11 protein-coding genes are annotated in these 12,864 nt (G+C 30.7%); 5 read left to right on the forward strand and 6 right to left on the reverse strand.

The features are described 5' to 3' along the window. Positions 1–621: 621 nt before the first annotated feature. Entirely contained in the window at positions 622–1,782 is a 1,161-nt protein-coding gene (locus bsdtb5_RS13015) for a YibE/F family protein (RefSeq protein WP_271712416.1), read from the forward strand. Continuing rightward, positions 1,779–2,576, forward strand: a complete 798-nt coding sequence (locus tag bsdtb5_RS13020; protein ID WP_271712417.1) for a YibE/F family protein — start codon at positions 1,779–1,781, stop codon at positions 2,574–2,576. The genes bsdtb5_RS13015 and bsdtb5_RS13020 overlap by 4 nt, the downstream gene beginning before the upstream one ends. A gap of 61 nt (positions 2,577–2,637) precedes the next feature. On the opposite strand, the gene bsdtb5_RS13025 is transcribed toward bsdtb5_RS13020, so the two are convergent. Together bsdtb5_RS13025 and bsdtb5_RS13030 are read right to left on the reverse strand one after the other, a co-directional pair. After that, on the reverse strand, positions 2,638–3,198 hold the full coding sequence (locus bsdtb5_RS13025; protein WP_271712418.1) for a chromate transporter: 561 nt from the start codon (positions 3,196–3,198) through the stop codon (positions 2,638–2,640). A 59-nt stretch (positions 3,199–3,257) separates the two neighbouring features. After that, a complete protein-coding gene (locus bsdtb5_RS13030; RefSeq protein ID WP_271712419.1) occupies positions 3,258–3,815 on the reverse strand; it encodes a chromate transporter in 558 nt (185 codons plus the stop codon). A gap of 178 nt (positions 3,816–3,993) precedes the next feature. On the opposite strand from bsdtb5_RS13030, the gene bsdtb5_RS13035 reads away from it, so the two are divergent. The 3 genes from bsdtb5_RS13035 (at position 3,994) to bsdtb5_RS13045 (ending at position 6,662) form a co-directional block, all read left to right on the forward strand. Next, a complete protein-coding gene (locus bsdtb5_RS13035; protein WP_271712420.1) occupies positions 3,994–4,875 on the forward strand; it encodes a LysR family transcriptional regulator in 882 nt (293 codons plus the stop codon). 192 nt (positions 4,876–5,067) lie between these two features. After that, the gene (locus tag bsdtb5_RS13040; protein WP_271712421.1) at positions 5,068–5,274 is read left to right on the forward strand and encodes a heavy-metal-associated domain-containing protein; all 207 of its coding nucleotides are present in this window, start codon (positions 5,068–5,070) and stop codon (positions 5,272–5,274) included. Positions 5,275–5,486: 212 nt separating this feature from the next. Next, positions 5,487–6,662 (forward strand): ISL3 family transposase, encoded by a 1,176-nt coding sequence (locus bsdtb5_RS13045; RefSeq protein ID WP_271712080.1) that lies wholly within the window; start codon positions 5,487–5,489, stop codon positions 6,660–6,662. Between the two features lie 264 nt (positions 6,663–6,926). Here the strand turns inward: bsdtb5_RS13045 and bsdtb5_RS13050 are convergent, their stop codons facing one another. The 4 genes from bsdtb5_RS13050 to mutL all read right to left on the reverse strand — a co-directional run bounded on the left by bsdtb5_RS13050 (position 6,927) and on the right by mutL (position 12,759). After that, entirely contained in the window at positions 6,927–7,868 is a 942-nt protein-coding gene (locus bsdtb5_RS13050) for a TIGR03943 family putative permease subunit (protein ID WP_271712422.1), read from the reverse strand. A gap of 173 nt (positions 7,869–8,041) precedes the next feature. Next, on the reverse strand, positions 8,042–9,214 hold the full coding sequence (locus bsdtb5_RS13055; protein ID WP_271712423.1) for a CobW family GTP-binding protein: 1,173 nt from the start codon (positions 9,212–9,214) through the stop codon (positions 8,042–8,044). A 222-nt stretch (positions 9,215–9,436) separates the two neighbouring features. Next, positions 9,437–10,399 carry a tRNA (adenosine(37)-N6)-dimethylallyltransferase MiaA gene (miaA, locus tag bsdtb5_RS13060; RefSeq protein WP_271712424.1) on the reverse strand — a complete coding sequence of 321 codons (963 nt, stop codon included), beginning with the start codon at positions 10,397–10,399 and terminating at the stop codon, positions 9,437–9,439. A gap of 110 nt (positions 10,400–10,509) precedes the next feature. Continuing rightward, positions 10,510–12,759, reverse strand: a complete 2,250-nt coding sequence (mutL, locus tag bsdtb5_RS13065) for a DNA mismatch repair endonuclease MutL (RefSeq protein WP_271712425.1) — start codon at positions 12,757–12,759, stop codon at positions 10,510–10,512. Positions 12,760–12,864: the final 105 nt, after the last annotated feature.

Below are 12,864 nucleotides of genomic sequence, written 5' to 3' on the forward strand. Positions count from 1 at the left end.
AAATTGTCTACATTTTTTCCCGATAACCCTATTATTTCTACCTATTTTTTACAAATTTATTTAACTTTACACTATTATTTTCGTCATATTTGCCAAAATATATAATAGCTTTTTAAGAAAATTATATATTATTTTTCGTCACATCTTACTGTATTTCTCTGATTTTTATCGTATTTCCCTCCTTCTCATCTTATTTTGTTTATATTTAAAACTTTGGATTATTTGTATCTAAGATATTTATAGTAATTTAAACCTAGAGCTTAATGTTGGCTCCTAGCATTAGAACATTATGTAATATATTTTTCTAATCTGATAAAATATATCAATATGAATTTATGACAATATTTATTTACACATTAAACAATTTATTTAGTGGTAATAATTTGAATAATTAACTGTATATTACCACTAGATAAATTGTTTGTAAATATTAATGAATCGGTTTTTTTATATTTTTAATACATTGTGTGTTTTCTTGTTATTGTATTCTGAATATTTTTACGATTTGTGTCGTTTTATGGTTTTTCATTAGTTTTTTTGTATTTTTTAAAGTAAATAACTTGTCTGTTTTCATGAATAGGTATACAATTGATTGGATTTATAAAAGGAGGTCTCTAAACATTGTTAACATTAAAATCAAACTCCATCTATCAAATAGGTAATGATAAGTATAGAAATATCATTCATAAAAACAGGAAAAAAATTATCATTTCATCAATTTTCCTCATTTTACTATTTATATTGTATATAATACTAAGCCATAACTATAACTATTATCATCGAACAATAGCCAAAGTAAATATAGTAACTAGTACGTATACTCATAGTGAAGAAAATGAATTTGGTGATGTTGAAAAATACTATACCCAAAAAATTACTGCGCTTATCATGAATGGAAATCATAAAGGAAAATTAGTAAAATTGAATAACACTTACTCGAGCTCTCAGGTATATGACTGCAAATATGATAAAGGCGATGAGTTATTTATCACTCTTTCAAACAATAAATCGCATACAATAACTGCTACCATTACTGGCTTTAAGCAAGATAAATACTTACTTATGCTTGTATCTATCTTTGTCTTATTTATATTATTAATTTCTAAAAAGAAAGGCTTCTTTACAATAATTAGCATACTTACAAATATTCTTCTAGTGTCGTATTGTCTGGACTTATATTTTAAAGGTGTTGACATTTTATTTTTAAGCATCTGTCTTGTACTATGTTTTACCGTCTTTTCCTTGTTTTTAATTAGTGGATGGAATAAAAAAACGATAGCAGCGATCTTATCAACCCTATTATCGTTATCTGCTATGATGCTACTATATTACATTGTACTGAAAAATACATCAGGCATCGACTACGCCTCAATGGAATATATGACTATGCCGAATGATGTTGAAGAAATCTTTTTATCTGAAATACTAATCGGTGGACTAGGCGCTATTATGGATATTGCCATCACTATGGCTGCTTCTACAAGTGAATTGGTGGAGAAAAATCGTGATGTACAAACAAAAGATTTACTACGTTCAGGTAAAGAAATAGGTAATGACATTATGGGAACTATGATTAATGTGCTGTTATTTACTTATCTAAGTAGTGGTATACCATTCTTTATACTTGCTATGAAAAATGGTATCCATATAAAAAATATTCTTACTATGTACATGCCTTATGAAATATATCGATTTTTAACAGGAAGCATTGGAATACTATTATCTATCCCAATCTCAATATTTCTATCAATTTTATTACTAAGAAAGGGACGTAAATCATGATTATTGTATTACTTATTATTCTAATGCTATTAATGTTTCTCATTGGAGGGGATCGAGGTGTTGTATCCTTTGTAACATTATGCGCTAATTTTATTTTTATGCTAGTAGCCATTCTGCTAATGTATTGGGGAATAAATGCAATTGCAGTTACTTATATATGTTGTATCCTAATTAGTTTAGTAACTCTTTTCTATCAAAATGGTGAAAATGCTAAGACTTTTTCCGCTTTTATTTCAATATTTATCATAATAACCTTATTATCTTTCTTCGCATATAAAATGGGTTATGCAGCAAATCTTCAAGGATTTAGCACTGAAAAACAATTAGAAGATGAAATGTCTGGCCTTTCTGTTAATATGAATATCGATATGATTAAGATTGCTTTTGCAGTTATTATGATTGGACTCATTGGTGCTGTATTAGATATGTCTATCGCTATCTCTTCTTCTGTATATGAGGTGTATAAAAACAATAACCACTTAACTCAAAAAGATTTATTCTTATCTGGTATTAACATTGGAAGTGATATTATTGGATCGACGACTAACACTCTGTTTTTTGCATTTTTAGCTGAATTTTTAATGCTGATGATTCGTTTCAAAAAGGAACACTACTCCTTTGATAAAATTATCAATTCCAAAGCATTTTCACAGGAAATGATACCAATCATATTTAGTTGTATAGGCTGTATTTTAATTATACCGATTTGTTCTGTCATTATTTCTTATGTCTTAACACATAAAAGTACTTTTCATAAGTGGCTAAAAGAGGATCCTATTTTTCAAAACGATTAATTAAATGACCTGTCTAGAAAATAGTCTAGACAGGTCATTTGTCGAGCAAATCATATTATATTTATATAAAATATAAACCTAGTCGTATGATACCTGCTCCTAACATAATATATATAGGATTTGTTTTATATTTTCTTAATATATAAAGCGCACCTACAATTAATACGATTGATACATAATCAAGATTTTGTAGTATGTGCGTGTTCGAACTATTTGGTAAAACGGAAGCTTGAAGTAAAGAAAAACCAGATATTGCAATTAATGCGATAACCGTTGGCCTTAATCCATATAATATTCCATCCATAAATGATAGACCACGATATTTATAATACAAAATAGATAAAAATAAAATGATTATGATGGATGGTAATACGCAACCTATTGTTGCTACAATTGCCCCCTTTATTCCTGCTACGTTGATTCCCACAAAGGTTGCAGCATTAATAGCAATTGGACCAGGTGTTGTTTGTGAGATGGTTATTATATCAGCAAATTCTTTCATTGTTAACCAATGATGCTTTGTAACTACTTGATTTTGAATAAATGGTAATGATGCATATCCCCCACCAAAACTAAATAAGCCAATCTGTATAAAGCTAAGTAATAATTGAATGTAAATCATATTTTTCTTGCCTTTCTAATTTTAATTACCTCATTAAGTGATATAAGAGAAAACTTAGCTCATATCTTACTTTTTCTCTTTACTAAAACAATTCCTATGATACCACTTATTAACAAAACAATTCCTATATTGATATGAAAAACAGCTGTCAATATGATGGATATCATAAGTATTATAATAGAATCAACTCTCTTATCTTTTATAAACGGTGTTATCATTGTAATTACAACATCAAAGACCACTGCTACTACTCCGGCTTGCATTCCTTGAAGTATTAATTGAATTATTAGATTTCCCTTAACTGATTGATAGGCAACGGATAATATTGAAATAATTATAAAAGGTGGTAAAACAGTACCACATATTGTGATCATCACTCCTAATAATCCTGCTAATCGATATCCAATACTAATTGCTCCATTTATAGCAACTGCACCTGGAGCAGCTTGTGCTATTGCAATTAGATTCAACATTTCCTCTTCTTCTATCCAATGCAAATCATCGACAAACTTCCTTTTCATTAGTGGTACAATTACATAACCACCACCAAAAGTAAAAGCACTAATAAAAAAGGTGGATAAAAACATTGTTAAATAAAAATTATAGTTTTTTTTCATATTTTTTTGCCTTTATATAACACAATATTTTGATAAATTATTGCGTTATTCCCTTCTAAATCTTACGTTGAACTACCATATTTTCTTTCTCATCAATTATATAACTTGAATATACTTAAGTAAAATAATATAATTTTATTATATGCATAACCTTTTCATTATAATTGGAGGAAAAATAATGACTTTAAGACATCTGAGAATATTCGTTATTGTCTGTAATGAACATAGTATTACCAATGCTTCAAAAAAGCTATTTATCTCACAGCCAGCTGTTAGTACAGCAATTAAAGAAATAGAAGAATATTATAATATAAAACTCTTTGACCGTGTATCAAAGAAACTATATCTTACAAACATTGGAACTCAAATCTATGATTACGCTTCACATATCACTACACTTTTTGATAATTTAGAAGACTTAGTTAAGAGTCCTGATTCTACAAATACACTAAGAATAGGTTCTAGCATTACTATCGGTACCTATTTATTACCCGATTACATTAAAACCTTTCAAGATAAATATCCTACAATTAGAACTCTAATTACCATAGATAGCTCTGATCTTATCGAACAAATGGTATTAAATAATGAATTAGACTTCGGTTTAATCGAAGGTGTGGTTCATTCAAATAGCTTGATACATAATAGTTTTATGGAAGATGAATTAGTAGTAATTGTTCCAAACCATAGCCCATTATTAGAGATACCCAATTTAAAGATAACTGATTTAAAAAATGAAAATTTTTTAATGAGAGAAAAGAATAGTGGAACAAGAGAACTTGCAGAATCCTTTTTATTACTACACGACATATCAATAACACCAATATGGAACAGTACCAGTACTAAAGCAATTGTTTATGGTGTTAGTAAAGGACTTGGAATCTCTATTCTACCCAAAAAATTGGTGGAACCTTTCATGGAACAAGGCATTATTAGTATATTACCCATTAATAACCAAAGATTCACCAGACAATTTCATATAATTTACCATAAAAATAAATATTTATCAAAAGCTTATTTTGATTTCTTTGAATTGGTAAATCAGAATTATCAAAATTGATATAATCTTATCTAATTATTTTAACAGAACAAACTAAATTACATCTTTACCATGTATTTTCTTAATAAAGAATACTTCTTTATCAAATAATAAAAACGTTAACTTTTGTAAAGTCAATTGTAAAAATAATTATATATTTATATATAACCTTATTTTTGCAATTGCTATTCACCATTTGAAAGGAGTATTGCTATGAATAAAGTACACTACGATGTCACCCGTTTACAGAATAGTACGATGAAAACACAATTAAAAAATGCTTTAGATAAACTAGAAGGCATACAGAATGTTAGTGTAGATTTAGGACAAAGCTCTATCGATGTTGAATACAATGACGAAGCAAATGAAAGAGAGATTCGAGATTGCATTCAGCACGTTGGATGCAAAATAGAACAATAATTTATTATGCAAAAAAGTTAACAAAAAAGAGTTACAGCAAATCAATACTGACTTGTTGTAACTCTTTATTATTATGGTTCTATAATAAATGTTGGGGTGTGTTAAAAACACACTTCCAACATTTTTGTTTTTATATTAAAATACATCTATATAAAGCCTCTTCACATGCCAACCGACCAAAGCTAACATTTTAAAGGAGGTATTTTATATAGATGCAATCTAATTGTAACAAAAATCTTTTAAATTTAGAAGGTGTAAAATTAAAAAGTGTGCAACACACTTTAGATGGAATTATTATCAAGATTGAAACCAATCCCAAACCTCAAATTTGTCCTTGTTGTGGAGCTGGAACATCTAAAATACACGATTATCGTTGGCAGAAAATTAAAGACTTACCTTTTCAGTTGTCCAATGCTTATTTATTGTTAAGAAAACGAAGATATGTATGTTCTTGTGGTAAACGTTTTTACGAGAAATATAGTTTTATAGCTAAATATCAGCAACGTACAACACGACTATCCTTCAAAATTGTTGAATTGCTTCGTTCAACCAACAGTATTAAATATGTTGCTTCCCAAACTAATGTCTCAATGAATACAGTAATACGTATTCTTGATACACTCTCGTATGATAAACCACATATTCCTCAATGCATTTCAATTGATGAATTTAAAGGGAATGCTGGTGATTCCAAATATCAATGTATTCTGGTGGATGCAAAGAAAAAATGTATTCTTGATATTTTACCGGATCGTACTCAGTCCCATCTTATTGAGTATTTTAAATCTTGCAGTCGTGATGAAAGATATCGTGTTAAATTTTTTATTTCTGATATGTGGCAACCTTATATAGATCTTGCCAAAACATTCTTTCCTAATGCCACAATCATCGTAGATAAATATCACTACATTCGTCAGGTTTCCTGGGCAATTGAAAGTGTTCGTAAACGTTTACAAGCATCCATGACACCAACTCTTAGAAAGTACTATAAGCGAAGTAGAAAACTTATACTGACTCGATATTCTAAATTAAAAGATGACAACAAAAAAGCCTGTGATTTAATGCTACAATACAGTGATGATTTACGACTAGCTCACAGGTTAAAAGAATGGTTCTATGAAATATGTCAGAGTAATAGCTATACATATCAAAGAACTGAATTTTGGGAGTGGGTAAAAAGTGCTGAAAGCTCTGGATTACACGAATTTGAAGCATGTGCAAAAACATATAGACGCTGGTCTGAGTATATACTTAATGCCTTTAAGTATGGATATACAAATGGACCTACGGAAGGATTCAATAATAAAATCAAAGTACTAAAAAGAAGTTCTTATGGTGTACGTAATTTCGAAAGATTTCGTACACGTATCATTCACAGTTCTATGTAAAAAAATGGTCGGTTTTCAAGAGGCTTATTTGTCATGCAAAAAAACATCTATTATAGAACCTAGTCATAAAAATAGCTCTATTGTCAGTGTTAGTGCGGGTGCAACGCACCTCACACCCCAACACTTGACAAAGAGCCATTATTATCTCTTAACTAATATATTTTGTGTTAAAAGATTTTTTATTGAACTTGTGTATATTGAATAATTATTATTTTGATGTTTTCTTTGGAATGTATGGTATTGATTAAAGAACTTTATTCTTATTTAATTGAAATATACAAGAGGTTCTATTGGAGGCTCAGTATATTCAATTTTCTTCACATATAATACAGGCCCCTCTTTATCATAGCCAGGATGATATTCACTACGAACTTCTGCAGTAAGTTTGATCCAATCTTTTTGGTTTAATCGTTTTGCTTCTTTCCCCATACAAATAAATCCTACGAACTGCATATCATCTGCACAGCATGTAACTGCAAATCTTCCTGGCACAAAACAATCTTTCGGGAATTTCTCGCCCTTATATACCATTCCTTTAAACTGCACAATTCTTCTATTATACTTTGTCGGATTATCTAATGCATCCATATACCATAAGCCATAGTCGTCATCCTCAATCTTAATCACACTAGCATTCATATCAAATGGCATATCATCTTCTTCTAGATCATCAAGATTACCATCTTCGGATTCATACATGATCTGAGCTTTACGGTTTACCACTTTAATGCTTCTACGTAATGCGTTCTTTTTGGTATTCGCATTACATCGATTAAAAATAATTAAATCGGAGTTTGAAAGTTGTTCCACTAACATAGAACGCATATTACTCATATGAACCTCAAAAGTAGATGCGTCTACTGTTGTAATAATCTGAACTAACGCCCATTCTTTTGGTAAGGCAGCATTAAAAAGAGTTTCTAACTTCCATACACCGTTATACTCTATCATAACACGATCTGGTTTATATTTTTTATGACAATCGTTTAAAAATTCTTCTGTTAATTCTTCTGGTTCTTCCACTTCTACTTTCGTAACGCGATTATCACTTAAGAAATCCTCTTCATATTCTTCGATTCCTTCTTCGAATACAATTAGTAATGTTTTTTCAGAACCATTGAATTCAGGATCGCTAAGAGTTTCTTTTACAAAAGCAGTTTTCCCGCTTTCTAAAAAACCGGTTACTAAATATACTGGTATTTCCATATCTTAAACCCCTCGCATATCGTAGGCTGACCTTACGATATTGCCACAAATAAAGAAGAGTGATAGAACCCACATGTGGCATCCTTTCATATTTAATTTTCTTTCACTCTTATATCCATGCCTTTCAATCTATAATGGCAAATTTACAATCCAACACCTATATATCATTTCGATTAAGCAACCGAGAATAATACCGCAAGTTTATCTTGATCTAAGTCAGTTCCGATTACACATAAGCGTCCTGTATATTCTGGGGCACCTTTACGTAATTCATATTCGCCTGGTACTAAATCAAAATAAATCCATTCACCATTCACATTAGGTAACATACCTTTTGCTCGAAGGATTGTTCCGTATTCTTTAGTGTCAGCTAATTTTTCAAGAGCTTCCTTCACTTCTTGTTCTGTATATTTATGTGGTGTTTCTACACCCCAACTTGTAAATACATCATCTGCATGGTGGTGATGATGATGTCCTTCGTCATGATCATGATCGTGATGGCAATGTCCTTCTTCGTCATGATCATGGTCGTGATGGCAATGTTCTTCGTCATGGTCATGATCGTGATGGCAATGTCCTTCTTCATGGTCATGATCGTGATGACAGTGTTCTTCGTCATGGTCATGATCGTGATGACAGTGTTCTTCGTCATGGTCATGATCGTGATGATTATGCTCTTCTTCATGATCATGATGATGTCCACAAGTAGGACATACATCTTCCTCTTTAAGCATTTGACTAACAAGCGAATGTTCTTGTTCCATTGCTCCTAAGATCTGCATACCATTTATCTCTTCCCATGGAGTTGTTATTATTGTTGCTTCACTATTATATTCCTTTAGAAGCTTTACTGAATCTTCTAAACGTTCTGGTGATATTTTACCTGTACGGCTTAAAATAATTGTCTTTGCATATTCTACTTGATTATTATAAAATTCACCAAAATTCTTCATATACATTTTGCATTTTGTCGCATCAGCAACTGTAACTAAACTGTTTAATTTAACTTCCAATTCCGTATCAATGCCTTGTACTGCACGAATAACATCTGAGAGTTTACCAACTCCCGATGGCTCTATAATTACTCGATCAGGATTATATTTTGTTAATACTTCTTTAAGAGCTGTACCAAAATCACCAACTAAAGAACAACAAATACATCCTGAATTCATTTCTGTTATTTCAACACCAGCGTCTTTTAAGAAACCGCCATCAATTCCAATTTCACCAAATTCATTTTCAATTAGTACAACTTTTTCACCTTGAAAAGCTTCTTGTAATAACTTTTTTATTAAAGTTGTTTTTCCTGCGCCAAGAAATCCAGAAAAAATGTCTATTTTCGTCATGTTAATTACCTCTCTTTTCTTTTGACTTTCATTTAGATGTAAGACTCTATTCATTTTAGGTAAAGCTATATATCAATTTTTATATTGACATTATTGCATTTATCCTTATAAAGTTACCCATAAATGGGCATGTTAGACAGAATTCTTACAAATTTCATAATAAATATTATACGTCTACTCAATTGAATAATCAATATCTGAAAGCGAAATGAGAAAATAAGGTCAATAATTGCTAGAAAAGTTAATGTTTCTCTCTTTCAGAATAGAAAGCATTATTTGTAGTATCTTATTATCATCGTTATTATAATCTAACTTATTTATTTCAATGACTTCCTTTTCTCTTCGAAACCAAGTAAGCTGACGTTTTGCAAAATGTCTCGTATCTCTTTTTAGAATATAGACAGCTTCCTCTAATGTGCATTCGCCATCAAGGTACGCAATGATTTCTTTATATCCTAATCCTTGCATACTAACTAGGTCTTTACTATATCCTTTTTCTTGATATAGATACTTCACTTCTTCCAATAATCCTTGTTCCATCATTAGATCAACTCTTTTATCTATTCTTTGATACAATGTGTCTCTCTCGTTGGTCAAAACAAAATACGCAAAATTATAAGGTGATGTTTTCTCTTTTTGTTCTTCGTTATGTTCTGATATCGGTCTTTTGGTCTCTTTATAATATTCAAGAGCACGGATTACTCTTTTAACATTATTTGGATGAATTGAAACAGCTGACTTCTCATCTACTTCACGAAGCATTTCATGAAGATATTCATTTCCTTTTACCTGAGCTAAATCCTCAAGTTCCTTACGGTACTTTGTATCCGCTTCCATTTCAGAAAAATCGACATCATTTAAGACAGCTTGAATATAAAAGCCTGTTCCTCCAACTAGAATTGGTATTTTACCTTTAGCGTATATTTCCTTCATATATAGATTGGAATATTCTTTGAATTTAACAACATTAAAATCTTCCTCTGGTTCAAATTCATCCACTAAATAATGTTTTACTCCATCCATTTCCTCTTTTGCTATCTTTGCAGTACCGATATCCATATATTTATAAACTTGCATCGAATCTGCTGAAATAATCTCCCCATTCACTGCCTTAGCTAGTTTTATGGATAGATCTGTTTTTCCTACTGCTGTTGGTCCCGTTAATATAATCAATGGTTTCTTCATCTAAATACCCATTACATAACACATAACTTACGAAATATGTTATTACCACAATAATATGTTAAAAAACTTATGTGGCATTTCCTTTCTAAATCTTAATTTATAATAATTGATTACACTATTCTCTTAAATTTCTTTTCAATTTCATATTTACTCATAGATATAATCACAGGTCTACCATGTGGGCAGTTATATGGATTATCAAGTTCTAATAATTGATCAATTAGGGCATATGCTTCTTCATATGACATTCTAGTGTTTCCCTTTACTGCTGCCTTACATGACATGGATGCAACCTTTTCAAGAATCATATCTGAAGTCCCAACAGGAACTTCTTCAACAAGATTCGCGATTAATTCTAACAAAAAGTCTTCACTTGCAATTCCAAAAAGATTACTTGGCAGTGATCGTACCGAATATTCCTTCCCACCAAAATGCTCGATTTCAAATCCTAATCTAGATAGAACATTATTATGTGTCTTTAATGCTTCTTCTTCTCTCATATTTAAAGTAATAATAATTGGCGGATTTAATATCTGTGAAAGATATTCTTTCTCTTTTGCAGCTTTCAGTGTTTTCTCATACAACACCTTTTCATGCGCTGCATGTTGGTCAATTAAAAACATCTTATCTGAATACTCAACAATCCAATATGTTCCAAATACTTCTCCAACAATTCGATGACTTTTCTTAGCAGCTTTTGATAGCAATTTATCTTCAAATAAATTAATTTGCTCGCCAGATACTATATCTTCGCTTTCATTTACTTGATTTATCAATTGTTCTTGTGGTTGAATTTGATTATGAACTATATTTTGATTGTTATTTATTTCTTGGTTGCGTTCTTCACTCTGTTCTATATTTCTTTCTTTATTTAGTTCTTTATTGAATTCTTGGTTTTGTTCTTTGTTTACTTCTTGGTTTTGTTCCTTGTTTTCTTCTTGGTTTTGTTCTTCACTTTGTTGCCTATCTAGCTCTTTGATATGTGACTTGTTTAACTCTACTTCATCAGATTTATGATAATTAGATTCTTCACGTACAAGCTCTGGGTTCGCTACAACCTTTTCAAATCTACCGATCTCTGTCTCATCAATTATCTTTTTTTTCTCAAAGTCCGATATAGGATTCGTTTTGACTTCTAACTCTCTCGCTAGTTCCTTAGAACTCATAGCATTCTTTAGATTAACTGTACCATTAGGACCTTCTTTTCTATAATTATTTATATTATTTGAATGCTCATGGTTATGGTAATCTTTTTGAGTGGAACCTTGACTCATGATTTCCTTTCGTCGATTTTCTTCAAAAGGTTCTGGTGCAGTTAATATTTTTTTCTCTTCCACTTTTTCTTCTATCAGAGAAACATCGGGTATTAATTCTTTCCCAGCTAATATTTGAGATAATATCGAATAAGTAAAATGATACATCTCATTTCCATTTTTAAAACGCAATTCCATCTTGGTTGGATGTACATTTACATCAATCAAATCACTATCAATTCTAAAATGAAGCGCTGCAAATGGATAACGATGTAACATAATAAATGGCTTAAAAGCATCTTCAATTGCTCTGCTAATAATACTACTTTTTACATAACGTCCATTAATAAAGTAATTTTCATAATCACGATTCCCTCTGGTTACGATTGGTTTTGCAATGTATCCTGTAATCTCATATTCTTCTGTCCTACCATTCACTTCAAGAAGATGCGCTGAGATATCCCTACCATACACATTATAAACAATATCTTTTAACTTACCATTTCCTGAAGTATGAAGTTTTATTTTATTATTATTGATAAATTTAAAGGATATATCAGGATGAGAAACAGATAATCTTGTAATCAAGTCTCCAATCATACTAGCTTCGGTATTCGGTGATTTCAAGAACTTCCTTCTTGCAGGAGTATTATAGAACAAATTACGGATAAGAAAAGTCGTTCCATTTGGACAACCAATCTCTTCGTAAGATTTCTCTTCTCCTCCCTCTATAATATAACGTATACCAGTTAACTCATTACTCGTTTTAGTCACTAATTCTACTTGTGATACTGCAGCAATACTTGCTAATGCTTCTCCTCGAAATCCTAGACTACTAACACTTAGTAGATCCTCAACTGTTTTAATTTTACTTGTTGCATGTCTTAAAAATGCAGTTTTAATATCTTCCTTTAAGATGCCATTACCATTATCGGTAATACGTATAAAGCTAATTCCACCTTCTTTAATCTCAGTTGTAATTGCATTCGCACCTGCATCGATTGCATTCTCTATTAATTCTTTCACTACTGCTGCCGGTCTCTCAATTACTTCTCCTGCAGCAATTTTATTTATCGTATTTTGATCCAAAAGTTTTATATGTGACATAAAAACCCCACTTTCTAAGTCGATCTTTGTGTATTGAATTATAGCAGATTCTTGATATCCTTGTCAAAAAATAATATCACTATTTGTCATTATATTACTATTCTG

Source organism: Anaeromicropila herbilytica (genome assembly GCF_016591975.1).
GTDB lineage: Bacteria > Bacillota > Clostridia > Lachnospirales > Lachnospiraceae > Anaeromicropila > Anaeromicropila herbilytica.

Coding starts and splice junctions, on each gene's coding strand:
- bsdtb5_RS13030 (WP_271712419.1), bottom strand. CDS start 3,815: ATGAAAAAAAACTATAATTTTTATTTAACAATGTTTTTATCCACCTTT.
- bsdtb5_RS13040 (WP_271712421.1), top strand. CDS start 5,068: ATGAATAAAGTACACTACGATGTCACCCGTTTACAGAATAGTACGATG.
- mutL (WP_271712425.1), bottom strand. CDS start 12,759: ATGTCACATATAAAACTTTTGGATCAAAATACGATAAATAAAATTGCT.
- bsdtb5_RS13055 (WP_271712423.1), bottom strand. CDS start 9,214: ATGACGAAAATAGACATTTTTTCTGGATTTCTTGGCGCAGGAAAAACA.
- bsdtb5_RS13050 (WP_271712422.1), bottom strand. CDS start 7,868: ATGGAAATACCAGTATATTTAGTAACCGGTTTTTTAGAAAGCGGGAAA.
- bsdtb5_RS13035 (WP_271712420.1), top strand. CDS start 3,994: ATGACTTTAAGACATCTGAGAATATTCGTTATTGTCTGTAATGAACAT.
- bsdtb5_RS13020 (WP_271712417.1), top strand. CDS start 1,779: ATGATTATTGTATTACTTATTATTCTAATGCTATTAATGTTTCTCATT.
- bsdtb5_RS13045 (WP_271712080.1), top strand. CDS start 5,487: ATGCAATCTAATTGTAACAAAAATCTTTTAAATTTAGAAGGTGTAAAA.
- miaA (WP_271712424.1), bottom strand. CDS start 10,399: ATGAAGAAACCATTGATTATATTAACGGGACCAACAGCAGTAGGAAAA.
- bsdtb5_RS13025 (WP_271712418.1), bottom strand. CDS start 3,198: ATGATTTACATTCAATTATTACTTAGCTTTATACAGATTGGCTTATTT.